At 73.4% G+C, this 23329-nt stretch carries 24 protein-coding genes; 10 read left to right on the top strand and 14 right to left on the bottom strand.

All coding sequences use genetic code 11. The annotated features are described in order from the left end of the window. Together AMK11_RS25245 and AMK11_RS25240 are read right to left on the bottom strand one after the other, a co-directional pair. Positions 1 to 737, bottom strand: a 737-nt coding sequence (locus AMK11_RS25245; protein WP_143194596.1) for a maltotransferase domain-containing protein, incomplete at its 3' end; no start/stop codon positions are given. Positions 738 to 789: 52 nt separating this feature from the next. After that, positions 790 to 1062 carry a DUF5133 domain-containing protein gene (locus AMK11_RS25240; RefSeq protein WP_073730296.1) on the bottom strand — a complete coding sequence of 91 codons (273 nt, stop codon included), beginning with the start codon at positions 1060 to 1062 and terminating at the stop codon, positions 790 to 792. Between the two features lie 236 nt (positions 1063 to 1298). On the opposite strand from AMK11_RS25240, the gene AMK11_RS25235 reads away from it, so the two are divergent. Then, positions 1299 to 1814, top strand: coding sequence for a pep a2 (locus AMK11_RS25235; RefSeq protein ID WP_073730295.1), 516 nt, complete (start codon positions 1299 to 1301; stop codon positions 1812 to 1814). Further along, positions 1811 to 3958 (top strand): glycogen debranching protein GlgX, encoded by a 2148-nt coding sequence (gene glgX, locus AMK11_RS25230; RefSeq protein ID WP_073730294.1) that lies wholly within the window; start codon positions 1811 to 1813, stop codon positions 3956 to 3958. Before AMK11_RS25235 ends, glgX begins: the two co-directional genes overlap by 4 nt. A 13-nt stretch (positions 3959 to 3971) precedes the next feature. On the opposite strand, the gene AMK11_RS25225 is transcribed toward glgX, so the two are convergent. Next, positions 3972 to 4775 carry a VOC family protein gene (locus tag AMK11_RS25225; RefSeq protein WP_073730293.1) on the bottom strand — a complete coding sequence of 268 codons (804 nt, stop codon included), beginning with the start codon at positions 4773 to 4775 and terminating at the stop codon, positions 3972 to 3974. 227 nt (positions 4776 to 5002) lie between these two features. On the opposite strand from AMK11_RS25225, the gene AMK11_RS25220 reads away from it, so the two are divergent. Continuing rightward, positions 5003 to 5326 (top strand): ANTAR domain-containing protein, encoded by a 324-nt coding sequence (locus AMK11_RS25220; protein WP_198941450.1) that lies wholly within the window; start codon positions 5003 to 5005, stop codon positions 5324 to 5326. Positions 5327 to 5329: 3 nt separating this feature from the next. On the opposite strand, the gene AMK11_RS25215 is transcribed toward AMK11_RS25220, so the two are convergent. Beyond that, a complete protein-coding gene (locus tag AMK11_RS25215; RefSeq protein ID WP_073730291.1) occupies positions 5330 to 6121 on the bottom strand; it encodes a SigB/SigF/SigG family RNA polymerase sigma factor in 792 nt (263 codons plus the stop codon). A 301-nt stretch (positions 6122 to 6422) separates the two neighbouring features. On the opposite strand from AMK11_RS25215, the gene AMK11_RS25210 reads away from it, so the two are divergent. Then, entirely contained in the window at positions 6423 to 6947 is a 525-nt protein-coding gene (locus AMK11_RS25210; RefSeq protein WP_073730290.1) for a hypothetical protein, read from the top strand. 18 nt (positions 6948 to 6965) lie between these two features. Here the strand turns inward: AMK11_RS25210 and hemC are convergent, their stop codons facing one another. From hemC to AMK11_RS25190, 4 genes are all read right to left on the bottom strand, one after another. Then, complete coding sequence (hemC, locus tag AMK11_RS25205; protein ID WP_073730289.1) at positions 6966 to 7901, bottom strand: hydroxymethylbilane synthase; 936 nt, start codon at positions 7899 to 7901, stop codon at positions 6966 to 6968. A gap of 75 nt (positions 7902 to 7976) precedes the next feature. Beyond that, positions 7977 to 8756 (bottom strand): NPP1 family protein, encoded by a 780-nt coding sequence (locus AMK11_RS25200; RefSeq protein WP_073730288.1) that lies wholly within the window; start codon positions 8754 to 8756, stop codon positions 7977 to 7979. A 134-nt stretch (positions 8757 to 8890) separates the two neighbouring features. Then, positions 8891 to 9871, bottom strand: a complete 981-nt coding sequence (ligD, locus tag AMK11_RS25195) for a non-homologous end-joining DNA ligase (protein WP_073730287.1) — start codon at positions 9869 to 9871, stop codon at positions 8891 to 8893. Positions 9872 to 9969: 98 nt separating this feature from the next. Next, positions 9970 to 11427: an MFS transporter gene (locus tag AMK11_RS25190; RefSeq protein ID WP_079187676.1), complete on the bottom strand. Its 1458-nt coding sequence runs from the start codon at positions 11425 to 11427 to the stop codon at positions 9970 to 9972. 210 nt (positions 11428 to 11637) lie between these two features. Between AMK11_RS25190 and AMK11_RS25185 the strand changes: the two genes are divergently transcribed. The 4 genes from AMK11_RS25185 to AMK11_RS25170 are packed head-to-tail and all read left to right on the top strand — an operon-like array spanning position 11638 to position 15583. After that, positions 11638 to 12288, top strand: a complete 651-nt coding sequence (locus AMK11_RS25185; protein ID WP_073730357.1) for a TetR/AcrR family transcriptional regulator — start codon at positions 11638 to 11640, stop codon at positions 12286 to 12288. A 52-nt stretch (positions 12289 to 12340) separates the two neighbouring features. Continuing rightward, the gene (locus AMK11_RS25180) at positions 12341 to 12721 is read left to right on the top strand and encodes a DoxX family protein (RefSeq protein WP_073730285.1); all 381 of its coding nucleotides are present in this window, start codon (positions 12341 to 12343) and stop codon (positions 12719 to 12721) included. Beyond that, positions 12718 to 13185 carry a peroxiredoxin gene (locus AMK11_RS25175; RefSeq protein WP_073730284.1) on the top strand — a complete coding sequence of 156 codons (468 nt, stop codon included), beginning with the start codon at positions 12718 to 12720 and terminating at the stop codon, positions 13183 to 13185. The genes AMK11_RS25180 and AMK11_RS25175 overlap by 4 nt, the downstream gene beginning before the upstream one ends. Positions 13186 to 13240: 55 nt before the next feature. After that, positions 13241 to 15583, top strand: coding sequence for a SpoIIE family protein phosphatase (locus AMK11_RS25170; protein ID WP_073730283.1), 2343 nt, complete (start codon positions 13241 to 13243; stop codon positions 15581 to 15583). Between the two features lie 48 nt (positions 15584 to 15631). Here the strand turns inward: AMK11_RS25170 and AMK11_RS25165 are convergent, their stop codons facing one another. Both AMK11_RS25165 and AMK11_RS25160 read right to left on the bottom strand, forming a co-directional pair. Then, complete coding sequence (locus AMK11_RS25165) at positions 15632 to 16252, bottom strand: DNA polymerase ligase N-terminal domain-containing protein (RefSeq protein ID WP_073730282.1); 621 nt, start codon at positions 16250 to 16252, stop codon at positions 15632 to 15634. 51 nt (positions 16253 to 16303) lie between these two features. Then, positions 16304 to 17134, bottom strand: a complete 831-nt coding sequence (locus tag AMK11_RS25160; RefSeq protein ID WP_073730281.1) for an aldo/keto reductase — start codon at positions 17132 to 17134, stop codon at positions 16304 to 16306. A gap of 165 nt (positions 17135 to 17299) precedes the next feature. On the opposite strand from AMK11_RS25160, the gene AMK11_RS25155 reads away from it, so the two are divergent. Further along, complete coding sequence (locus AMK11_RS25155) at positions 17300 to 18277, top strand: TauD/TfdA dioxygenase family protein (protein ID WP_073730280.1); 978 nt, start codon at positions 17300 to 17302, stop codon at positions 18275 to 18277. Positions 18278 to 18521: 244 nt separating this feature from the next. Here the strand turns inward: AMK11_RS25155 and AMK11_RS25150 are convergent, their stop codons facing one another. Continuing rightward, positions 18522 to 19022, bottom strand: coding sequence for a dienelactone hydrolase family protein (locus tag AMK11_RS25150; protein WP_383585470.1), 501 nt, complete (start codon positions 19020 to 19022; stop codon positions 18522 to 18524). Next, the gene (locus AMK11_RS25145) at positions 19019 to 19639 is read right to left on the bottom strand and encodes an L-threonylcarbamoyladenylate synthase (protein ID WP_073730278.1); all 621 of its coding nucleotides are present in this window, start codon (positions 19637 to 19639) and stop codon (positions 19019 to 19021) included. The genes AMK11_RS25150 and AMK11_RS25145 overlap by 4 nt, the downstream gene beginning before the upstream one ends. A gap of 135 nt (positions 19640 to 19774) precedes the next feature. Between AMK11_RS25145 and AMK11_RS25140 the strand changes: the two genes are divergently transcribed. Next, positions 19775 to 21313 (top strand): helix-turn-helix domain-containing protein, encoded by a 1539-nt coding sequence (locus AMK11_RS25140; RefSeq protein ID WP_073730277.1) that lies wholly within the window; start codon positions 19775 to 19777, stop codon positions 21311 to 21313. Between the two features lie 139 nt (positions 21314 to 21452). Here the strand turns inward: AMK11_RS25140 and AMK11_RS25135 are convergent, their stop codons facing one another. Both AMK11_RS25135 and AMK11_RS25130 read right to left on the bottom strand, forming a co-directional pair. Continuing rightward, positions 21453 to 22493 (bottom strand): NAD(P)-dependent alcohol dehydrogenase, encoded by a 1041-nt coding sequence (locus tag AMK11_RS25135; RefSeq protein WP_073730276.1) that lies wholly within the window; start codon positions 22491 to 22493, stop codon positions 21453 to 21455. A 43-nt stretch (positions 22494 to 22536) separates the two neighbouring features. After that, positions 22537 to 23328, bottom strand: a complete 792-nt coding sequence (locus AMK11_RS25130; protein ID WP_073730275.1) for an SDR family NAD(P)-dependent oxidoreductase — start codon at positions 23326 to 23328, stop codon at positions 22537 to 22539. Position 23329 lies beyond the last annotated feature (1 nt).

Below are 23329 nucleotides of genomic sequence, written 5' to 3'. Positions count from 1 at the left end.
GGGTGGATCGGGGGGAGGTAGACGACGTCGAAGCCCATCGCGGCGATCTCGGGCAGGCGGCGGGCGGCGGTGCGGAAGGTGCCGTGGGGCTGCTGGGGGGTGCCCTCGGAGCGGGGGAAGAACTCGTACCAGGCGCCGTACAGGGCGCGTTCGCGCTCCACGAGCAGGGGCAGCGGGTCGGAGGTGGTGACCAGCTCCCGCAGCGGATGCCGGGCCAGCACCGCGTCCACCTCCGGCGTCAACGCCGCCGCCAACCGGGTGGCCACCGGCAGTGTGTCGTCGAGCAGCGTCTCGGCCGCGGCCCTCACCACGGCACGCCCGGCGTCCTCCGGCACCCCCTCGGCGGCCCGGCGGTACAGCTCGGCGCCCTCCTCCAGGACCAGCCCGGTGTCGATGCCCGCCGGCACCTTGATCCGGGCGTGTCGCCGCCAGGTGGAGACGGGGTCGCTCCAGGCCTCCACCCGGTAGGTCCAGTTGCCCGGGGCGCCAGGGGTGACCTCGGCGCCCCAGCGGTCGCTGCCCGGGGCCAGTTCCCGCATCGGGGTCCAGGGGCCCGGCCGGCCCTCGGGGTCCTTCAGTACGACGTTGGCGGCCACCGCGTCGTGCCCCTCGCGGAACACGGACGCGGTGACCTCGAACGTCTCTCCTGCCACCGCCTTCGCCGGGCGCCTGCCGTGATCCACCACCGGGTGGACGTCCCGTACCGGGATACGCCCGATTTCCACGGTCGTGCTCATCCGTTCTCACCTCCGCCGTGCTCGGGGCCGGGCGCCGGCCCGGCCGATTGGGTCAAGCAGCGCCGGAGGGGGTCTTCCGCCCCGACGGGGAGAGCAGGTCCGGCTGCTCCTGCGCACAGGTGACCAGGTTCGTCCGCAGATACCGTTCGGCCGCCTCCGCGGCCTCGCGGGCGCACCGCTTTCCCATCAGCACGCACAGGGTGTAGCCGCAGTCCTCGAAGGTCGCCCGGACGCCGACGTCCGAGGGGGACGCCAGCATCGAACGTTCCCAGGCGCGGTAGAGCCGCAGCTGCCGGGCGACCTCTGACTTGGCAGGGAGCAGCATGGCCGGTCACCTTCCGGACGGTCCGGTACGGACGATCGAGTTCTTCACACATGGTGCACGCACGGTGACTCGCCGTCTTGTTGGATCTTCAACCGCTTCCTCGTGTTGCACGAATGGGCTACGGCTCCCACTCTGGAGTGACTCAGAAGCGATCAGCGCTCACGCTTCGTGTTCGGGGAGCCCGTCCCCCAAGGGACGAGGAGGAGCGGGAGCCTTCGCGGTGAGGAGCCACGACGATGAAGACCGCAGTGCCCTGCTACTACCACCTCGACGTGGAAGTGAGCCCGGAACGGGTCGGACAGGTCAGGCGCATCCTGGCCGCCCACCTCCGGTTCTGGGACCTGGAGAACCTCGTCGAACCCGTCTGCACCGGAGCAGAGATGCTGCTCCGGGCGATCGACGAGCACGCGAGCGACAAGAACACGTCGATCGAGATGTGGTGGAACCGCCAGCACCTCATCACGGCCGTGGGGGGCAACGACCACGCGCTCCGTCCCGACCAGGACCTGCGCACCTGCTTGCAGCACCTCGCCGCGACCAGCGACGGCTGGGGCTGCTGCGCGGCGGACACGGGGGCCAAGGTCATCTGGTTCTCGCAGCGTGCCCGGGCCGGCGAGCGGGTGCCGCTGGTCGCGACGGCGCCGGAACCGATCACCCAGGAGGGGCTGGAAGTGCCGCGAGAGATCATGCCGATGGCCCGGCTGGGCCGTCCCGCCGACATCGTGAACGGCGTTCTGGAGGAGGCCCGGTGACCCGCTCCCGGCCGAGCTGGAAGGGGGCGCCCGTGTGGAGCGGGCTCCCCTGTCCCCTGGGGGCCGTGTACGACGGGCAGGGCACCAACTTCGCCCTGTTCAGCGAGGTCGCGGAACGCGTCGACCTCGTCCTCGTCGGCGACGACGGCACCCACAGCACGATCCCGCTGCCCGACGTCGACGGCTTCGTCTGGCACTGCTACCTGCCCGGCGTCGGCCCCGGGCAGCGCTACGGCTACCGGGTCCACGGTCCGTGGGCCCCGTCCGTGGGCGACCGCTGCAACCCGAGGAAGCTGCTCCTCGACCCGTACACCCGCGCGGTGGACGGAATGGTGGACAACGACGCCTCCCTTTACGAACGGGCCAGGGGCAGGGCCGACCCGGGCGACAGCGCCGGGCACACCATGCTGGGCGTGGTCACCGACCCCTTCTTCGACTGGGGCGACGACCGCCCGCCCCGGCGCCCGTACTCCGAGACCGTGATCTACGAGGCCCACGTGCGCGGCCTCAGCCGTACCCACCCCGGCGTGCCCGAGGAGCTGCGCGGCACCTACGCCGGGCTGGCGCACCCCGCGATCGTGGACCACCTCACGTCCCTCGGCGTGACCGCCGTGGAGCTGATGCCGGTGCACCAGTTCGTCCACGACGGCCACCTCCAGGACCGGGGACTGTCCAACTACTGGGGCTACAACACCATCGGCTTCTTCGCGCCGCACAACGGCTATGCGGCCTTCGGCACCCGCGGCCAGCAGGTCACCGAGTTCAAGTCCATGGTGAAGACCCTGCACGAGGCCGGCCTCGAAGTGATCCTCGACGTGGTCTACAACCACACCGCCGAGGGCAACGAGAAGGGCCCCACCCTCTCCTTCCGGGGCATCGACAACGCTTCCTACTACCGCCTGGTGGACGGCGACTGGCAGCACTACTACGACACCACCGGCACCGGCAACAGCCTGCTGATGCGCCACCCCTACGTCCTCCAGCTGATCATGGACTCGCTGCGCTACTGGGTCACCGAGATGCACGTCGACGGCTTCCGCTTCGACCTCGCGGCCACGCTGGCCCGGCAGTTCCACGAGGTGGACCGGCTCTCCGCGTTCTTCGACCTCATCCAGCAGGACCCCGTGATCAGCCGCGTCAAGCTGATCGCGGAGCCCTGGGACGTCGGCGAGGGCGGCTACCAGGTCGGCAACTTCCCGCAGCTGTGGTCGGAGTGGAACGGCATGTACCGGGACGCGGTACGGGACTTCTGGCGCGGCGAGGACCACACCCTCGGCGAGTTCGCCTCCCGGCTGACCGGCTCCTCCGACCTCTACCAGCACAGCCGGCGCCGCCCCCGCGCCAGCGTCAACTTCGTCACCGCGCACGACGGGTTCACCCTGCGCGACCTCGTCTCGTACAACGACAAGCACAACGAGGCCAACGGCGAGGGCAACCGGGACGGCGAGAGCCACAACCGGTCCTGGAACTGCGGCGCGGAGGGCGAGACGAAGAACCCGGCCGTCCGGGAACTGCGCGGCCGCCAGCAGCGCAACCTCCTCGCCACCCTGCTGCTCTCGCAGGGCATCCCGATGCTCTGCCACGGCGACGAACTCGGCCGCACCCAGCGCGGCAACAACAACGCCTACTGCCAGGACAACGAGATCTCCTGGATCGACTGGCGGCTGGACGACGAACAGCGCGCGCTGCTGGACTTCGTCCGGCGTCTTATCGCGCTGCGCGCCGAACACCCCGTGCTGCGCCGCCGCCGCTACTTCCGCGGCGAGACCGTCACCCACGCGGAACAGCCGCTGCCCGACCTCGTGTGGCTGCGGCCGGACGCGCGGGAGATGACCGACGACGACTGGCGGCGCGGCGACGCGCACACCGTCGGCGTCTTCCTCAACGGCGACGCCATCGCCGAACCGGACTCCCGCGGCCGGCCCGTGACCGACGACTCCTTCGTCCTGCTGCTCAACAGCCACTGGGAGCCCGGCGGCTTCCGGCTGCCCGGCGCCGCCTACGGCGAGCGCTGGACGACCCTGATCGACACCGCGGACCCGGAGGGCGTCCCCGACGAGGCCGAACACAAGGCGGGCACCCTGGTCCACGTCGAGCAGCGCAGCCTGGTGCTGCTCTCCCGGCCGTCCCGCAGCGGCCGGTGAGCAGTCCGTGAGGTCAGCCGCCGAAGCGGCGCGCGGTCACCGTGAACTGCGCGCCGTCGGTGTCCCGCAGCACGGCCTCGTCGTCGCCCAGCGACAGCACGCTGCCGCCGTGCCGTTCCGCGGTGCGGGCGCAGGCCGCGACGTCCTCGACGGCGAAGTGCACCTGCCAGTGCGGCCGGATGGCCGGATCGGGCGCCGCTTCCAGCGCGCCCGACTCGATGCGCGCCACCACGTCCCCCTGGCTGCGCAGGACCACCTCGTCGCCCTCGTACTCGACCTCGCAGCAGCCGCCTGGCTCCGCCCAGTCGAAGATCCCGCCGTAGAACATGGCGGCGTCGAAGGCGTCGCGGGTGTGCAGCCTGATGAAGGCGGGGCGCGAGGCGCGCCAGGTCTCCCAGTCGCTGAACAGCTCGCCCTCCCAGATGCCGAAGGTCGCGCCGTCCCGGTCGGCCAGCAGGGCCGCCCGCCCGGGCGGCAGGGAGATCGGCCCGACCGCGGCCGTGCCGCCGCGCTCGGCCGCCCGCGACACCGCCTCGTCCGCGCTGCGCACGGCGAAGTACGGCGTCCACGCCACCGCCATCTGCCACATCGCGGCGACCGCGGCGATCCCGGCCACGGGCACCCCGTCGGCCAGCGCGATGCGGAACGGCTCGCCCAGCTTGGCGGGCCGCCACTGCCAGCCCAGCACGGCGGAGTAGAACTCCTCGGTGACCTTCAGATCACGGCTGGTCAGGCTCACCCAGCAGGGAGCCCCGTACACGGAGTGCGTGGACAGGAGGCTCTCCCCGCCGGCGGGGAAGGGCATGTCGTGTTTCATGGCAGTCGCGTCCTGGTCTCGTCCACCGGCAGCCACCGGCTCGACACCAGTGTCCGGCCGGGAGTGCGGCGGGCGCCTGCCGAGTACCCCGGGCGCGGCACCGAAACGGTGGTGGAACGGCCCCGGACGGCCCAGTGGCGCGGGCCCGCACATGTGGCGACGATGGACGCGTCGGAGCCGTACCGCTCGGCACAGGCGGCGGTGACCCGCCGGACCCGGAGGTGACCATGCCCGCGGACCTTGGCTCGGACCAGATCTTCCAGCTGCAGGAACAGGTCAGGCAGCTGAAGGAGGCGGTCGTCTCGCACGCCGTCGTCGACCAGGCGATCGGAATGATCGTGGTCCTCGGCCGCGTCACCCCGGACGAGGGGTGGATCGTACTGAAGGAAGTTTCCCAGCATACGAACATCAAACTGCGCAATGTGGCAGAAATGATACTCATCTGGGGGCGCACCGGAGTGATGCCGCCGGAGATCCGGGCCGCTCTCGAAGACGCCCTGGACCGGCACGCCCCGACCCAGGTCCCCGGCTCCCCGCCGCAGACCGGCTGACGGTCAGCGGGCCTCCGCGAGGATCTCCTCCCGGATGCGGTCGAAGCAGCCGCTGAGCAGCCGCGAGACATGCATCTGGGAGATGCCGAGCTGCTGCGCGATGCGGCTCTGCGTCATCCCGCCGAAGAACCGCAGGTAGAGAATGGTGCGCTCGCGCTCGGGCAGCGCTTCCAGACACGGCCGCACCGCCACCCGGTCCACCACGGCGTCGAAGGCCGGGTCCGGGGCGCCGAGCGCGTCCCCGAGGGCGTACCCGTCGGTGCCGGGCATCTCGGCCTCCAGGGAGAGCGCCGAGAAGCACTCCAGGGCCTCCATGCCGGTACGCACCTCGACCGTGGTCAGCTGCGCGTGCTCGGCGATCTCCTCGACCGTGGGGGCGCGTCCCGGCGTGGTCTGCGCCAGCTCCTTCGCGGATCTGCGGACCCGGTTGCGCAGGTCCTGGATGCGGCGCGGCACGTGCAGGGTCCACATGTGGTCGCGGAAGTGCCGTTTGATCTCGCCGGTCACGGTCGGCACGGCGTACGCCTCGAAGGCGTGGCCGCGTTCCGGGTCGTAGTGGTCGACGGCCTTGACCAGGCCCAGGGCCGCCACCTGGTAGAGATCCTCCAGGTTCTCGCCGCGGCCCCGGAAGCGGACCGCGATCCGCTCGGACATGGGCAGCCAGACCCGGATCAGTTCGTCCCGCAGTGCCTGGCGCTCGGGGCCCTCGGGGAGCCCGGCGAGCCGGTCGAACGCCGCCGCCGTGTCGGGGGCGTCGTCGTGGGGGTGGGGCTTGGTTCTGCCGGCGCTGTGCATCAGGCGCACCTCCCTCAGCAGGGGTGCTGGCAAGTCCTCATATATATGGATACTGAGCGCGAAAGTCCCGGGCTGCCACCCGAACGGCTGCGGACCGGTGACCGGGACGCCGGCGCCGCCGGACGTGATGTGCGGCACGCCGCGGGTGATCGCCCCGTACCGGTCTCGGCGGATCGTTGCTGGGCAGCGCTTGATCATCGATCAAAAGGGGCGAATCCCCTGGCCACAGCGCATTCCGCTCATTTGACAGTGCGCTGAGCGCACAGATAGGAAGCAGCGTCGAGAGGTCGAGAGGGGCACCGTGTACGAGCCGAACGTGGTCGGGGACTGGCAGGAGTACGACGGGCACGCCGGGCTGCGGGTCCGCGTCCACCGTCTCGAGCCGGCCGAGCCGCCGCGTGGACGTGACGACGCCGCCGAGGGGCTGACGTACTTCTGCGTCCGGGTGACCGTGGAGAACCGGGGTGGCCGGCAGACCGGCATCCACCTGGAGGACGGTCAGGTCGACGTGCGGATCGGCCCCGACGGGGAGAGCGCCTTCCTCGACTGGCGAAACTCCCAGTTCATCGAGGGCTTCGACGTCTACCCCCTGCGCCGGGCCACCGCCGTGCTCTACGCGGCCGGGCCCGAGGCGAGTCTCGGCCAGATCGACGTCCAGGTGCAGTTGCGGGTGGACGAGGAGTGGGCCGACCGCCGGCTGTGGACCGGCGGACTGGGACTGCCCGACGGGGGGTGCGGAGCGCTCCCCGGTACGGTGCGCGAGGACGGGCTGGCGCACCAGGTGAGCGCCTTTCTGCGCGGCCAGGCGGAGGAGGGAACCGGCTGATCTCCGGGCGCCCGGCGCTCAGTGCGCGATGCCGTCGATGATCTCGCGGGCGCCCTGCCGCAGCAGTGCCACGGCCACCGAGGTGCCCAGGGTCGCCGGATCGAGCCGGCCGGCCCACTCGTGGGCGTTCAGCCGGGTCTTGCCGTCGGGGGTGAACACGCAGGCCCGCAGGGAGAGTTCCCCGCCGCGGTCCACTCGGGCGAACCCGGCGATCGGGCTGTTGCAGTGCCCCTGGAGGACGTGCAGGAACATGCGCTCCGCCGTCGCCTCCCGGTGCGTGTCCGGGTCGCCGAGGCCGCTCACCGCGTCGATCAGCTCGGTGTCGCCCTCCCGGCACTGGAGGGCGAGGATGCCCGCCCCGATCGGCGGCATCATCGTCTCGGGGGAGAGGACCTCGCTGATCACGTCCCGGCGGCCGATGCGCTCCAGGCCGGAGACCGCGAGCAGCAGGGCGTCCGCCTCACCGGCCGCGAGCTTGGCCAGCCGCCGGTTGGCGTTGCCGCGGAACGGCACGCACCGCAGGTCCGGGTGGGTGGCGGCCAGCTGGGCGACGCGGCGCACCGAGGAGGTGCCGATCCGGGTACCGGCCGGCAGCTCGTCCAGGGTGAGTCCGCCCGGGTGGATCAGGGCGTCCCGGATGTCGTCCCGCTCCAGGAACGCGGCGAACACCGTGCCCGCCGGCAGCGGCCGGTCGGCGGGCACGTCCTTCACACAGTGCACCGCGAGGTCCGCCTCGCCCGACAGCAGCGCGGCGTCGACCTCCTTGGTGAACGCGCCCTTGCCCTCCACCTGCGACAGGTCGCCGAGCCATTTGTCGCCGGTGGTCTTCACCGGTACGACCTCGGTGCGCACGCCGGGGTGCAGGGCCGCCAACTCCGCCCGGACACGCTCGACCTGAGCCAGCGCCATGGGGGAGTCACGGGAGACGATGCGGATCAGTTCGGGGACTGCCATGCGGACACGATAGTGCTCCCGGGGTCGATCCGGTCTCGTCCGTCGCTCGATCGGCCCCGGGGGAATCCGGCCGTCTCAGGCGTTCGGGTCGAAGGGAACGCCGGCGGGCTTGGCGGCGGCCAGGTGGGAGGCGAAGCTGCCGTCCTTCAGGCCGAAGTTGGCGCTGCCGAAGTCGTAAGAGGCGAGCTTCTCGCGCACTCCGGCGGGATAGCCGTTCCAGCCGACCAGGGCCGGGTACCGCCACGTGCCCGCGTGGTTCTCCGGCGGCTCGTCGCCGGAGGTCGCCAGGCGGAAGCAGTGGGTGCTGATGCCGTCCTTGTGGTAGACGATCTTCGGGTGGGTGCCGTCGAAGCGGATCTCCGACCGCGCGTGCACGTCGAACGAACCGTGGCTGGAGGTGGAGACGTACTCGACGGCCCCGTCCCGCACCCACACCACGACGTGCTCCCAGTCGTGCCGGTGGCCGCCCAGGCCGGTGCCGGGCAGTGCCTGGTCCTTCTCGAAGTAGAGGCCGTACATGTAGGCGCACCACTCGCCGTCGCACTTGGCGCGCGCGTATCCGTTGGTGTTGTCCAGGTCCGCGGCGTCCCGGCAGTTCCCGTTGAGGGCGCCGGCCGGCTTGAGCCCGCCGTTGACCGTCCCGTCGCCGCCGATCGCCGGTGTCGGGTAACAGCCGTCGGTGTCGTAGTCGTAGGCGGGCTGGTACGTCCGTTCCAGGCTGTCGGCGTTGCCGGGCAGTCCCGGGGGCGGGGCGGCGAAGGCGGTGGCGGGGAAGGCCACGACGAGGGCGAGGGCACCGAGCGGGGCGGTGAGCCATCTCCTGCGGCGGGCGGGGGTGGCGGCACGCGACGGCATCGCGTCCTCCTCAGAATCCGGGCAGCCCAACGGCTGTGGGGGGAAGGGGAGTTCAGGATCCCGCCGTTCCACTTCCATGCCAAGGGCGCACGAGTGTCCCCCTGGTGAAGCCCGGCCCAACACCTGATCGCGCGTCACACCATGTCGTCGGGAAGATCGGCGGCCGATTCCTCGGGGGCCAGGTCCGGGCGGAGCCGGAGCCAGGAGGGCTGGCGCAGCATGCCCTCGCGCGTCCGGGTGCTGTAGCGGACCTCGCCGACCAGCCGGGGCACGACCCAGTGCGCCCCGGGCACCGGCGGCACGGGGTCGAAGGGGCACACGTCCGTCGCGGCGGTCCGCAGCAGCGCCGCCAGTTCGGTGCGCTCGGCCGCGCTCCAGCCGGTGCCGACCCCGCCGACGTAACGCAGGCGGCCCGCGGCGCGCTGGCCGACCAGGACGGCGCCCGGGAGCCCGGTGAGCCGCCCCTTGCCGGGGAGCCAGCCGCCGACCACGACGTCCTCGCTGCGCATGTTGCGGATCTTGATCCAGGCGCGGGAGCGGACCCCCGGCTCGTACACCGAGTCCAGCCGCTTGCACACCAGGCCCTCCAGGCCGTGCTCCCGGGTGGCCCGCAGGGCCTGCTCGCCGTGGCCGACGAGTGCCGCCGGGGTCGACCAGGACGGGCCGCCCAGGCCGAGGTCCGTGAGCCGTTCGCGGCGGCGGGTGTAGGGGAGGCGGAGCAGGGACTCGCCCGCCAGGTGCGGGGCGTCGAAGAGCACCAGGTGGACGGGGGCCTTCGCCGCCCGGTGCGCGGCCCGGCCGGGGGCGTGTGACAGGCCCATGCGGGACTGCAGCAACTGGAAGTCGGCGCGGCCCTGTTCGTCCAGGGCCAGTACTTCCCCGTCCAGTACGGCGGGGGTGGCGCCGAGCGCGGTGGCCAGCGGCGCCAGTTCCGGGTAGGCGGCCGTGATGTCCTGGCCGGAGCGGGCCCGCAGCAGCACGCTCCCGTCGCCGGGCAGGTAGACGATCACCCGCTGGCCGTCCTGCTTGGTCTCGTAGGCCCAGCGTGCGTCCTGCGCGGCGGACGGCAGGGTGCCGGAGACGGCGAGCATCGGAGGGATCAGCGGCAGCTCCACGGGTCAGTTCTCGACGCGCCCGGGTGCCGTCACGCGCGTTGCCCGCCAGGTTCGCCTGAACGGCGCCGGTCCCGCCGCCGGGACCGGCGCCGTCGCCGTCAGTGGACGGAGGCGGCCTTCGCACCGGTCCCGGCGGCCGGCGCGGGACGGGCCGCGCTCCCGGCACCGGGCCGGTGCCGCGGGATGAAGGACGCGAGCAGGAAGGCGAGCAGGGCCGCGCCGGCCCCGATGCCCATGACCACCTTGAAGGCGTTCTCGGACGGCAGGGCGAAGCCGCCGAGACTGATGGTCATCTGGGCGAGGACCACGCCCGCGAGCGCGCTGGCGAGGGACGTGCCGATGGAGCGCATGAGGGTGTTGAGGCTGTTCGCGGCGGCCGTCTCGCTCGCCGGCACCGCACCCATGATCAGGGCCGGCATCGCGCCGTAGGTGAAGCCGATGCCCGCGCTGATGACGCAGGAGGCCAGCACCAGCTGCCAGACCTCGGCCATCAGCACGATGTTCAGTCCGTAGCCCGCCGCGACGATCAGGGCGCCGGTCATCAGGGTCACCTTCGGGCCCTTGGCCTTGGAGACCTTGGCGGAGACCGGGGCGAACGCCATCATCACCAGACCCGACGGCGCCATCACCAGGCCCGCGGTCAGCAGGGAGCGGCCGAGGCCGTAACCGGTGGCCTCGGGCAACTGAAGGAGCTGTGGAAGGACGAGGGACATCGCGAACATCGAGAAGCCGATGGCGATGGACGCCAGGTTGGTGAACAGCACCTGACGGCGGGCGGTGGTGCGCAGGTCCACCAGCGGCTGCGGGGAACGCAGCTCCCACCGGCCCCACACCAGCAGGATCACCACGGCCGCCGCGAACAGACCGAGGGTGGTCCCGCCGGTCCAGCCCCAGTCGGCGCCCTTGGAGACCGCCAGCAGCAGACAGACCAGGCCGGCCGCCATGCCGATGCCGCCGGGCACGTCGAAGCGGCCGCCGGTGCGCACCGCCGACTCGGGCACCAGCGCCAGTACCAGCACCAGGGCGACGGCGCCGAGCACGCCGGAGAGCCAGAAGAGCATGTGCCAGTCGAGGTTGTCCGCGATCAGCGCGGCGGCGGGCAGGCCGAGCGCGCCGCCGACCCCGAGCGAGGCGCTCATCAGGGCGGTGGCGCCCGCCAGCCGCTCCGCGGGGAGTTCGTCGCGCATGATGCTGATGCCGAGCGGGATCACCGCGGCGGACAGGCCCTGCAGGGCACGGCCGACGACCATGGGCACCAGGGTGTCGCTCAGGCCGCACACCGCCGAGCCGGCGATCAGCAGCACCAGGCTGAGCAGCAGCATCCGCCGCTTGCCGACCATGTCGCCGAGCCTGCCGACGACCGGAGTGGCCACCGCCGCGGCGAGCAGCGTGGCGGTCACCGCCCAGGCAGCGTCCGAGGCCGGTGCGTCCAGGAGCTTCGGCAGCTCCGGCACGATCGGGATGACGAGGGTCTGCATCAGTGAGACGACGATCCCGGCCAGGGCCAGTAGCGCCACCACGGCGTTGGGCCGCGGGGCGGTGGGGGAAGCGGGCATGGAGCAGCCTTTCGGTATCAGCTTTTTAAGTCAGTCGATTGAAGTATCTTACGGAGCGAGGAGTGGAGACGCCCGCCGGGGCCTGTGCGGCGGTACCGGTACGGCGTTGCGTAAGCTCCCGTGAGGACGCGCCGTACGGCGGCGGACCTGCGACGACTCGAGGGACCGGCCGTCGCGGGCGGTGAGGAGGGTCCCGGCGCGGTGGTGGACATGGCGGGCAGGACGGTACGGACGGAGCAGGCCGGCGCGACCCGGCAGCTGATCCTGACCACCGCCGAGCGGCTGTTCGCCGAGCACGGGGTCTACGCGGTCTCCAACCGCCAGGTCAGCGAGGCCGCCGGACAGGGCAACAACGCCGCGGTCGGCTACCACTTCGGCACCAAGTCCGACCTCGTCCGGGCCATCGCCCAGCGGCACTCGGAGCGGGTGGAGGAGCTGCGGGCCCGGCAGCTCGCCGCCCTCGGCGACTCGACGGACCTGCGCGACTGGGTGGACTGCCTGGTGCGGCCGCAGTTCGACCACCTGGCCGCGCTGGGCAGCCCCACCTGGTACGCGAGGTTCTGCGCCCAGGTGATGACCGACCCGGCGCTGCGGCAGATCATGGTCGACGAGTCCCGCGCCTCCGCGTCGCTGCGGGAGATCGTCGCGGGACGCAACCGGTGCATGCCGGCGCTCCCCGGCGAGGTCCGCGCCGAGCGGGGCGACATGGCCCGCCACCTGATCGTGCACACGGCGGCCGAACGGGAGCGTGCCCTCGCCGAGGAGCGGCCCACTCCTCGCGCCAGCTGGCAGGAGGCGGCGGACGGGCTCGTCGACGCGATCGTGGGCATGTGGCTGGCGCCCGTCACGCCTCGGGCGTGACCCGGTTCCTACCGTCGAGTAATATCGCGCGCCTGCCCCCCGAGGAGGAACCGTGCCCCGTTCCCACCGCTCACCTCTGCTGCTGGCCGGCCTGCTGGCCACGGCCGGCGTCGCGCACTTCGCCCGCCCCCGCACCTTCGACGCGATCGTGCCGCGCGGACTGCCCGGCACGCCGCGCGTCTGGACGTACGCCAGTGGCGTCGCCGAACTGGCGCTGGCCGCGGGCGTCGCCCTGCCCCGCACCCGCAAGGCCGCCGCGCTGACCACGGCGGCCTTCTTCGTCGGGGTGTTCCCCGCCAACGTCAAGATGGCCGTGGACTGGCGGCACCGCCCCACGCCGCAGAAGGCCGCCGCCTACGGCCGGCTGCCCGTGCAGGTGCCGCTCGTCCTGTGGGCCCGCAGCGTCGCCAAGGGCAGCGAGGGCCGGTCGTGAGCCGGGCGCCGGGCGTCGGCGACACGGTCGACGACTTCACACTGCCGGACGAGACCGGGACCCCGCGCCGCCTGTCCGAGCTGCTCGCCGACGGTCCGGTCGTGCTGTTCTTCTACCCCGCCGCCCTGACCCCCGGCTGCACCGCGGAGGCCTGTCACTTCCGTGACCTCGCCGCCGAGTTCGCCGCGGCGGGCGCCCGCCCCGTCGGCGTCAGCGGCGACCCCGTCGAACGGCAGCAGGAGTTCGCCGGACGCCACGCCCTCGGCATGCCGCTGCTGTCCGACGCCGACGGCGAGGTCCGTGAGCTGTTCGGGGTCACACGCGGGTTCAGCCTGGCCCCCACCAAGCGGGTCACCTTCGTCGTCGGCCGGGACCGCACCGTGCTCGAGGTCGTCCGCAGCGAGCTGCGGATGAACACGCACGCCGATCGCGCCCTCGCGGCACTGCGCGAGCACCGAGCGTAGGCACCCGTGCCCGTTGCGGTTGAAACCCCGCCGCAACGGGTCAATCCTGGACATCATGGAGCATGCCTCCGCCGTGGCGACCCTGGACACCCGCGGCACGGTGACGGGCTGGAGCGAGGGCGCCCGACGGCTGACCGGCCGCTCGGCCGAAGAGGTGGTGGGACGGGACGCGCGGGAGCTGCTCGCCCGGGACGTGCCGCCCGAGACGCTGTCCGGCCTGTCCGGCACCGTCCTGCTCCGTCACCGCGACGGCTCGGCCGTGTCCGCGCACGTGCGCGCCGCGCCCCTGCTCGGGACGGCCGGCACACCGCAGGGGTACGCGCTGACCGCGGGCCCGTCCGAGCGCCCGACGCTCCAGCTGACCGGGGAGACCTTCCGGCAGGCGTCCCTGTCGATGTCCGTGCACGACGTCCAGCAGCGCTACCTCCAGGTCAACGACACCGCGCGCCGCATGCTCGGACTGCCGTCCGAGGACCTGATCGGACGGCGGCTGCCGGACGTCATGGAAGACGTGGACGCCGACGGCTCGGGCTTCATGCGACACCTGCGGCAGGTCACGCAGACCGGGCGGTCCGCACGCTACGAGACCTACACCCCGGCCTCCTCCCGGCTCGGCGAGCACGCCTGGACCATCGAGATGTGGCCGGTCCGCGACGCGTCCGACGAGGTGGCCGCCGTGGCCGTGGCGGGCTTCGAGTCCACCCTCCAGCACCGGGCGCGCGAGCGGCTGGCCCTGCTGAACGAGGCCGCCGCCGGCATCGGCACCACCCTGGACGTCGTACGCACCGCCGAGGAGCTCATCGGCTTCCTCGTCCCCCGCTTCGCCGACTTCGCGAGCGTCGACCTGCTCGACTGGGTCCTCGGCACGGACGAACCCCTCACACCGGCCGCCGAGGGCGTCACCCTGCGCCGCGTCGCGCACGGGGCCGCTGCCGAGGGGGTCCCCCGGGCGTCCGTGCACCTGGGCGAGGCGGACGTCTACCCGCCGTACTCCGCACCCGCCCGCGCGCTGGCCCTGGGGCGGGTGGTGCTGTCGGAGCCCGGTGACCCGGACTTCGACCGGTGGATGCGGGTCCGCAACGAGCAGGCCCCGCACAACCGCGCCTACCGGGACCGCGTCCGCTCCACCCTGGCCGTTCCGCTGCTGGCGCGCGGCACCACCCTCGGAGTGGCGGTGGCCGTCCGCGTCGCGCCCCAGGAGCCGTACGTCGACGACGACGTCGTCCTCGCCGAGGAGCTCGCCAGCCGGGCTGCGGTCTGCGTCGACAACGCCCGCCGCTTCGCCCGCGAGCGTGCCACCGCACTGGTCCTCCAGCACAGTCTGCTGCCCAGGGGCCTGCCCGGACCGGCGGCCGTCGAGGTGGCCCACCGCTACCTTCCCTCCGCCTCCGCGGCCGGCATCGGGGGCGACTGGTTCGACGTGATCCCGCTCTCCGGCAGCCGCGTCGCCCTCGTCGTCGGCGACGTCGTCGGCCACGGCATCCCCTCCACGGCGACCATGGGCCGCCTCTGCACGGCCGTCCGCACCCTGGCCGACGTCGACCTGCCGCCCGACGAACTCCTCACCCACCTCGACGACCTCGTCACCCACCTCGTGGCCGGCGACACCGGCAACGAGGTCGCCGAACTGGGCGCCACCTGCCTGTACGCCGTCTACGACCCGGTCTCCCGCCGCCTCACCGCGGCCGCCGCCGGCCACCCCGCGCCGGCCCTCGTCCTGCCCGACGGCACCACCCGGCTCCTGGCGATGACCGCGGGACCGCCGCTCGGCGTGGGCGGGCTCCCGTTCGAGGCGGCCGAGGTGGAACTCCCCGAGGGCACCGTCGTCGCCCTCTACACCGACGGTCTGGTCGAGGACCGCGACCGCGACGTCGACCACGCCACCGCGGAGTTGTGCCGCGCGCTGACCGCGCCCGCCGCCTCGCTCGACGCCCTGTGCGACACCGTGCTCAAGGCCGTGCTGCCCGAGGAGCCGAGCGACGACGTGGCGCTGCTGCTGGCTCGCACCCGGGCACTGGGAGCGGGCCAGATCCGCACCTGGGACATCAGCCCGGACCCCGCGCACGTCGCCGCCGTCCGGCGGTCCGCCACCGAACAACTGTCGGCGTGGGGACTGGACGAGACGGCGTTCGTCATGGAACTGGTCGTCAGCGAACTCGTCACCAACGCCATCCGCTACGGCGAGCCGCCCATCCAGCTCCGCCTCATCCGCGACGGTGCCCTCATCTGCGAGGTCTCCGACGGCAGCTCCACCTCACCGCACCTGCGCCGGGCCCACGCCTACGACGAGGGCGGCCGGGGCCTGCTCCTGGTCGCCCAGCTCACCCAGCGCTGGGGAAGCCGGCAGACCACCACCGGCAAGACGATCTGGGCCGAACAGGCGCTGCCCGCCGAGTGAAACCACGGACGGACCACCGCCCCGGGACGGGAACGACGGCACCACCCGCTACTTTCCGCCGTCCTCCGCGGCGACCCGGGCGAGCGTCCGGCCGGTCCGCGCCGACCGCGCCCGCCGGGGATCCGGAGTGCCCCGCCCGCGCGACGCCCCGCCGGTGGCCGTCCGTACGAGCAGCCACGCCTCCTCCTCTTCGCCGTCCCGCCCGCCGCGGAACCGGGTCAGCGCGTACTCCCCGCGCAGCTTCGCGCCGCGCAGCCGGAACCTGGCGTGGCCGTGCGCCAGCGACTCGCCGAAGTCGACCCGCCGTCCCCGGCGGTCGTGGCTCAGCGGCTCGTAGGTGCCGCGGTCCCAGACGATGACCGTGCCGCCCCCGTACTCGCCCGCGGGGATCACGCCCTCGAACTCCTCGTACTCCAGCGGATGGTCCTCCGTGGGCACGGCCAGCCGCTTGTCGCCCGGGTCCGCCGACGGCCCCTTCGGCACGGACCAGGACCTGAGCACGTCCGCGACCTGGAGCCGGAAGTCGAAGTGCAGGGTGCTCGCGTCGTGGATCTGCACCACGAACCGGGGCTCGCCGCCCCGCGCGGACGCCCCGTGCCCCGCCGGTTCGCCGGTCCTGCCGAAGTCACGCCTGCCGCGGTACTCCCGCAGCCCGTCGCCCTCGCCCACCTGCGGCTCCTTCCCGGAAGACCTACGCCGACCGGAGCCGGGTACCCCGGTTCAGAACTCCTCGTGCGCTTCCGGGTCGCCGCCGATCCGGCGGTGCGCCCGGTCCGGGACCGTGCGCATCTGCGCGTCGTCCAGTGCGAAACCGAAGACGTCCAGGTTGGCCCGCTGCCGGGCGGGGTCGGCGGACTTGGGGATGGGAACCGCGCCGAGCTGCGTGTGCCAGCGCAGGACCGCCTGGGCGGGCGTCACGCCGTGCGCGCCGGCGACCGCGGCGACGGCCGGGTCGGCCAGCAGGTCGCTGCCGCGGCCCAGCGGGCTCCAGCTCTCGGTGCGGATGCCCTTGCGCTCGTGGAAGGCGCGCAGCTCCTCCTGCGGGAAGAGCGGGTGCAGCTCGATCTGGTTGACCGAGGGCAGCACGCCGGTCTCCTTCTCCAGCCGCTCGATGTGCCCGGCGGTGAAGTTGGAGACGCCGATCGAGCGCACCAGGCCGTCGTCGCGCAGCTTGACCATGGCCTTCCAGGAGTCGGCGTACTTGTCGACCCGGGGCAGCGGCCAGTGGATCAGGTACAGGTCGACGTACTCCAGGCCCAGCCGGGCGCGGGACTCCTCGAAGGAGGCCAGCGTCTCCTCGTAGCCGTGGTGGCGGCCCGGCAGCTTGGTCGTCACCACGATCTCCTCGCGCGGGACGCCGCTGTCGGCCACTCCGCGGCCGACGCCCGTCTCGTTGCGGTAGTTGGCCGCCGTGTCGATCAGGCGGTAGCCCGTCTCCAGGGCCTCCCGGACCGCCCGCCGGGCCTCGTCGTCCGTCATCGGCCAGGTGCCGAGCCCCAGCGCCGGGAGCGCGGTGCCGTCGTTGAGCGTGTGTGCCGGGATGCTGATCACCGTGGGACCTTCCCTCGAACGTGCGCTGCGGGGTGCTGTCCGTCCAGCCTCGCCCACCCGGCCGGCGGTGATCAACCGGACGGTACGGGGCGGGTGCCGCCCGCCCGTCTGCCACGATCTCCCTGGAGCCCGAACGGACGACCGAGACCGACCACGGGAGTGCGCATGACGACGGACAGGGCAGCGGCGGCACGTACGGCGGCGGACGCGGCCGGCATCGAGGTGGCACCTGCCGCCGGACACATCGGCGCCGAGATCCACGGCGTCGACCTGGCGGACGGCCTCGACGCGGCGCAGGCCGCGGCGGTCCGGGCGGCGGTACTGCGCTGGAAGGTGGTGTTCTTCCGCGGCCAGCGCCTCGACCACGCCGGACACGTCGCGTTCGCCCGGCTCTTCGGCGAGCCGGTGGTGCTGCCCCGGCGCGGCAAGGCGTCGCCGGCCGGCCACCCGGAGATCGAGACGACCGCCGACCGGCTGGAGCTGGGCGGACGCTTCGGCATGGAGCACGACGAGTGGCTGCGGCGCCGGCGCCACACCCTGCTGCGCGGCTGGCACTGCGACCACGGCGCCCGGGTCGACCCGCCGGCCTTCACGATCCTGCGCGCCGAGACGGTCCCGCCGTACGGCGGCGACACCACCTGGTCGAACCTCGCCGCCGCCTACGCCGGACTCTCCGCGCCCATGCGCGCCTTCGCCGACGGACTGCGCGCCGAGCACCGGCTCGGCGTCGGCTACCAGCCCAGGCCGGGCGACGACGCCTACGTCCGGCACCTGCTGGACCACCAGACGGCGACCCTGCACCCGCTGGTCCGCGTCCACCCGGAGACGGGGGAGCGGGTGCTGTTCGTCAACGGCTACTACGTCGAGCAGATCGCCGGCCTGACCCGCCCCGAGAGCGCGGCGGTCCTGGAACTGCTGCTGGAGCAGGCCACCCGGCCCGAGTACACCGTCCGCTTCCGCTGGGAGCCGGGCAGCGTCGCCTTCTGGGACAACCGGGCCACCGTCCACCTCGCCCCGAGCGACAACGCGCACCTCGACCACCCGCGGACCATGCACCGCGTGATGCTCGCCGGGGACGTGCCGGCCGGCGTCGACGGCTCCCGCTCCGAGGCCGTCGTCGGCAGCGAGCCCGGCCGCTGGTGACCACGCGGGCCGACGCCGGGGAAGTCGTCGGCATCGCGCGCGACTCGTGGGGCGCGACGGACCGAGGTCGTGCGGGCCGCATCCGGAGCCGGCGCCTACGACACCGGGACCGCGCACGTCGCGGGCGTGCCCCTGCGGCGGGCACGACGTCCATACCGCCCTGGCCGCCGGGGCCGGGCGCGTGCCCGAGGACCGCGAGCGGCAGGTCGAGCGGAGAGAGGTGGGCTCCGGGATGGCGCCCGGGTCAGAACGTGCGCTCGAGCAGGTCGAGCAGCGCCGCCCAGTGCCGCTCGGTCGCCTCCGGGCCGTACGCCGCGGTGTCGGCCTGCGTGTAGCCGTGGGCCGCGCCCTCGTACACCTCGCAGCGGTGCCGGACGCCGGCCCCGGCCAGGGCCGCCGTCAGGCGCTCCTGCTGCTCGGCGGGCAGGCCCGGGTCCTGGTCGGCGTGGCCGAAGTACAGCTCGGCGGTGATCCGGCCGGCCACCAGGTGCGGGCCGTCCGGTGCCTCGGTGGCCAGGTCGGCGCCGTGGAAACCGGCCGCCAGCGCGACCGGGCCGTCCGCCGCCGGGTCGATGAACTCCGGCAGCTCCGCGACCGGGGCCCGCCCGTTCCGGTGGAAGACGTTCGGCACCAGGACGGTGTACCCGGAGCCGGCCAGCCGGTCGGCCATCTCCCGCAGCCGCGGGCGCAGCCCGAAGGCGTGCCGGCCTGCCTCTCTTTCGGGTGCTCGCGGGCGATCCGCTATTCGAACCGGGCCGTGTCGCCCGCGCCCCGCCGCACGATCTCCGCCTCACCGCCGGAGAAGTCGACGACCGTGGTCGGCTCGGTGCCGCAGTCGCCCGAGTCGATCACCGCGTCCAGGACGTGGTCGAGCCGGTCCTTGATCTCCCAGCCCTGCGTCATCGGCTCGTCCTCGCCGGGCAGCAGCAGGGTGCTGGACAGCAGCGGCTCACCGAGCTCGGCGAGCAGGGACTGGGTGACGACGTGGTCGGGGATGCGCACGCCCACGGTCTTCTTCTTCGGGTGCTGGAGCATGCGCGGCACCTCCCGCGTCGCGGGCAGGATGAAGGTGTAGCTGCCGGGCGTGGACGCCTTGATCGCCCGGAACACGTCGTTGTCGATCTGCACGAACTGGCCGAGCTGCGCGAAGTCCTGGCAGACCAGCGTGAAGTGGTGCCGGTTGTCCAGCTGCCGGATCGACCGGATGCGCTCGGTGCCGTCACGGCTGCCCAGCCGGCAGCCGAGCGCGTAGCAGGAGTCGGTGGGGTACGCGATCAGCGCGCCGGACCGGACGCTGTCGGCGACCTGCGCGATGCTGCGCGGCTGGGGGTTGTCGGGGTGCACGTCGAAGTACTTCGCCATTCACCGAGCTTATGCCCGCAGGCACGCGCGGACCGCCAGGCCCGGTCGACGGCACGGAGGCCGCCCGCGCCCGGGCGGTGCGGTACCGTCCGCATCTGGGCCGGGGGGCGAGGCGAGGAAGATGGGAAGACCGACGTGGCGGGCCGAGAGGAAGGAACGCGGCAGCGGGAAGCGGGAGCCGGGGCACACGCCGACTGGGCGGAGGAACTGCTCGACCACCTGCGGCCCGCCGGACGCGACGTGCACAAGGTGGTGACCTGGCTCGCCTCGGCCGCGCACGCGGCCGTGTCGCTGCAGGACGGCACCGGCCGCCTGCTGGCCGGCACCCGCACCGCACCGGACGAGTCGCTGGTGGCCGACATCACCTCGGGCCGGATCGCCACCGCCGCCCTGGAGGACCGCGGCCGCCATCTGCGGCTCGTCCGCGTGGAACGGGTCCACCCGGGGCCGGCCGCCGTCCTCGTGGTGACCCGCGAGACCCCTTTCGACCGCCGTGCCTCCGACATCGTCACGCACACCGCCCAGGTGCTGGAACTGCTTCTGGCCGGACACGAGTCGACCGCCGCCGGACACCGGCTGCGCCGCGCCACCTCCGACCTGCGCCTGGCCATCCTGCAACTGCTGATGGTGGAGGACACCGTCTCCGCCCGCCGCGTGGCCGCCGGACTCTGGCCGGGACTCCTCGACACCGACACGGCGTGCGTGTACGTCGTGGAGTGCGCGGCGGGGGAGCGCGACCGGCTCGCCGAGGAGTGCCTGTCGGCGACCGGGGACCGGGCGCTGGTCGTGCGGTGCCCGGCGATGGACGGCCACGTGATCGTGCTGGCGCCCCGCGACGCGGCCGGGCGGGAGCTGCGCTCGCTCGTCGGCCGTCTCCCCGGCGTCTTCCTCGGCGGCAGCGCACGGCAGAGCCTCGCCCGCACCGCCACGGCGTACGGACAGGCCGTCAGCGCCCTGGCCGTCGCCCGCTACCGGCCCCGGCAGGCGGCCGTGTACGCCGAGCGCACCCGCCCGGAACGCCTCATGGACCCGGCGGCCCTGTACGGCTGGACGGCCCACCTGCTGCGCCCCCTCGACGCGCTCCCGCACCACACCCGCGCCGAACTGCTGGCCACCACCCGGCTCGGCCTGGAGTTCACCGCCGTCAACACCGCCAAGATCCTCGGCGTCAGCCGCAACACGGTCCGCGCCCGGATGGACCGGGTCGAGGGGCTGCTGCGCACGGACTTCGCCGACCTGGCGGTCCGCGCGGCCGTCCACCTCGCTGTGAACGCACAGGCCGGCCTCGACCAGCACGCCGCCGACGCCGGCGCGGGTCGGCCCGGCCCCGCCCGTCTCACCGACCTGCTGGCCGGGCCCGCGCTGCGCGCCTGGGCCGGGGACCTGCTGGGCCGCCTGGAGTCCGACGCCCGGGACCTGCGGCGCACGCTGCGCACCTGGATCGCCGCCGGCGGCAACGCCGAGCGGGCCGCCCAGGCGCTCGGTGTGCACGCGCAGACGGTGCGCGAGCACGTCCGCAGTGCCGAGCCCGTCCTGGAACGCCAGCTGCTCGCCGCCGGCAGCGACCTGTACGAGGTCGTGCTCGCCCACCTGGTGGCCGGGGACCTGGACCAGCCCGCACTGCAACTGCAGGGGATGAAAACGGACCATCCGGACTCATCTGTGCACGGGTGAGTCCGGATGGTCCGGCAGCGGGCATCGGCACGATTCACATCGGCCGAGCCGTCCACGTAGTTTCGAGGGGCCGCGGGGGTCCGACCGGAACGGGGGACCGGTCGCGTCCCCGCGGCTCCGCGCCCCGCCGGGCGGGCGGTCAGCCGTGGGGCAGGATCACCGCGCGGCCGTTGACCTTGCCCTCGTGGAGCCGCTCGTAGGCGAGCGGCGCGTCGTCCAGGGAGTACGTCTCGGTGTGCACCGACACGGCGCCCGAGCGGGCCAGGTCCAGCACCTCGATCAGCTCGCTGCGGCTGCCCCAGTAGGGCGCGTTGACCGACACCTCGAACGGCAGCAGACCGAAGCCGACGGGGATGGACCCGCCGCCGATGCCGACCAGGGTGACATCGCCCTCGACGGCCGCGACGGCGCCCGCCGTCTTCACCGTCGGCGCCACACCGACGAAGTCGAACACGGCCTCGGCGCCGAGGCCGCCGGTCAGCTCACGCACCGCGTCCGCCGCCTTCGCGTCCGACAGCACCGTCTCGTGGGCGCCCACCTCACGGGCCAGGCGCAGCTTGTCCTCGCTGACGTCGAGGGCGACGACGCGGGCGGAGGTCAGCGCGCGCAGCAGCTGGATGGCGACGTGCCCGAGACCGCCGGCCCCGATGACCACCGCGGTCGACCCGGGGACCAGCTTGGGCAGCGAGCGCTTGACGGCGTGGTACGGCGTGAGCCCGGCGTCCGTCAGCGGCACCGCCGCGACCGGGTCGAGCCCGTCCAGCGGTACCAGGTGCCGGGGATCGTCGACGAGCAGGTACTCGGCCATCGACCCCGGGCGCCCGAGCCCCGGCGGGTGGATGCCCAGTTCGCCGGCGCGCACGCAGTAGTTCTCCTTGCCCTCGGCGCACTTGGCGCAGGTGCCGCAGCCCCAGGGGCCGTAGACGGCGACCGCGGCGCCCTCGTCCAGCCCGCTCACCCCGGCGCCGAGCGCGGCGACCGTGCCGACACCCTCGTGGCCGAGGGTCAGCGGCAGCTCGTACGGGAAGCCCTCCGCGGGCCAGCCCATCACCGCGATGTCGGAGTGGCACACGCCGGCGGCGGTGACCTTCAGCAGCACCTGGCCGGGGCCGGGCTCCGGGTCGGGAACCGTCACCACCTCGGGCGGCGCCCCGATGGTGCGGTACTGCAGTGCCTTCATGGTCGAACTCCCTTGTTCGTCCCCCCGGTGGATGTGTCGGGCCTCAGACGGCGGTGTAGGCGCCGTCGACCAGGTGGTAGCTGCCGGCCACGAAGGACGCCCGGTCCGACAGCAGGAAGGCGATCAGCTCGGCGACCTCCTCGGAGCGCCCGAGCCGGCCGGCCGGGTGCAGGGCGACCAGGCCGTTGTAGGCGGCCTCGTCCATGGTCTTCAGCAGCGGGGTGTCGATGAAGCCCGGGCCGACCGCGTTCACCCGGATGCCCTTGGCGGCGTACTCGGCCGCGGCGGCCTTGGTCAGCCCGACCACGCCGTGCTTGGCGGCGACGTAGGCGGGGGAGCCGGCGAAGCCGACCGAGCCGAGGATGGAGGCGACGTTGACGATGGCGCCGCCCTGCCCGGCCGCCTCCATGGCGGGCAGTTGGTAGCGCATCGAGTAGAAGACGCCGTCCAGGTTGGTGCGCACGACGCGCTGGTACGCGTCCACGTCGTACTCGCCGGTCGGGGCGCTGGGGCCGCCGATCCCGGCGTTGTTCACGGCGAGGTCCAGGGTGCCGAACGTGTCAACGGCGAACTTCACGGCGGACTCGACGGACTCGGGGACGGTGACGTCCAGCTCGGCGGCGGCGGCCTCGACGCCCTCGGCCCGCAGCTCGGCGGCCGCCTTCTCGGCGCCCTCCGCGTTGTGGTCGGCGACGACGACCTTCGCCCCGGCGGCGCCGAGGCGGCGGGCCGTGGCCAGGCCGATGCCGGAGGCGGCGCCGGTGACCAGGGCGGTCCGCCCGGTGAACTCGGCGGGCCGGCCGGCGGTAGCGGGGGTGGTGCCGGTGGTGCTCATG

Source organism: Streptomyces sp. CB02414 (assembly GCF_001905385.1).
Taxonomy (GTDB): domain Bacteria; phylum Actinomycetota; class Actinomycetes; order Streptomycetales; family Streptomycetaceae; genus Streptomyces.
Note: the sequence above shows the minus strand (reverse complement) of the source record. Positions and strands in the feature narration are given on the sequence as shown.

What these genes read in the sequence shown, in the direction of transcription:
- AMK11_RS25240 (WP_073730296.1), bottom strand. Translation starts at nt 1,062, where the DNA reads ATGCTGCTCCCTGCCAAGTCAGAGGTCGCCCGGCAGCTGCGGCTCTAC.
- AMK11_RS25235 (WP_073730295.1), top strand. Translation starts at nt 1,299, where the DNA reads ATGAAGACCGCAGTGCCCTGCTACTACCACCTCGACGTGGAAGTGAGC.
- AMK11_RS25225 (WP_073730293.1), bottom strand. Translation starts at nt 4,775, where the DNA reads ATGAAACACGACATGCCCTTCCCCGCCGGCGGGGAGAGCCTCCTGTCC.
- AMK11_RS25220 (WP_198941450.1), top strand. Translation starts at nt 5,003, where the DNA reads ATGCCCGCGGACCTTGGCTCGGACCAGATCTTCCAGCTGCAGGAACAG.
- AMK11_RS25215 (WP_073730291.1), bottom strand. Translation starts at nt 6,121, where the DNA reads ATGCACAGCGCCGGCAGAACCAAGCCCCACCCCCACGACGACGCCCCC.
- hemC (WP_073730289.1), bottom strand. Translation starts at nt 7,901, where the DNA reads ATGGCAGTCCCCGAACTGATCCGCATCGTCTCCCGTGACTCCCCCATG.
- AMK11_RS25200 (WP_073730288.1), bottom strand. Translation starts at nt 8,756, where the DNA reads ATGCCGTCGCGTGCCGCCACCCCCGCCCGCCGCAGGAGATGGCTCACC.
- AMK11_RS25190 (WP_079187676.1), bottom strand. Translation starts at nt 11,427, where the DNA reads ATGCCCGCTTCCCCCACCGCCCCGCGGCCCAACGCCGTGGTGGCGCTA.
- AMK11_RS25185 (WP_073730357.1), top strand. Translation starts at nt 11,638, where the DNA reads ATGGCGGGCAGGACGGTACGGACGGAGCAGGCCGGCGCGACCCGGCAG.
- AMK11_RS25170 (WP_073730283.1), top strand. Translation starts at nt 13,241, where the DNA reads ATGGAGCATGCCTCCGCCGTGGCGACCCTGGACACCCGCGGCACGGTG.
- AMK11_RS25155 (WP_073730280.1), top strand. Translation starts at nt 17,300, where the DNA reads ATGACGACGGACAGGGCAGCGGCGGCACGTACGGCGGCGGACGCGGCC.
- AMK11_RS25145 (WP_073730278.1), bottom strand. Translation starts at nt 19,639, where the DNA reads ATGGCGAAGTACTTCGACGTGCACCCCGACAACCCCCAGCCGCGCAGC.
- AMK11_RS25135 (WP_073730276.1), bottom strand. Translation starts at nt 22,493, where the DNA reads ATGAAGGCACTGCAGTACCGCACCATCGGGGCGCCGCCCGAGGTGGTG.
- AMK11_RS25130 (WP_073730275.1), bottom strand. Translation starts at nt 23,328, where the DNA reads ATGAGCACCACCGGCACCACCCCCGCTACCGCCGGCCGGCCCGCCGAG.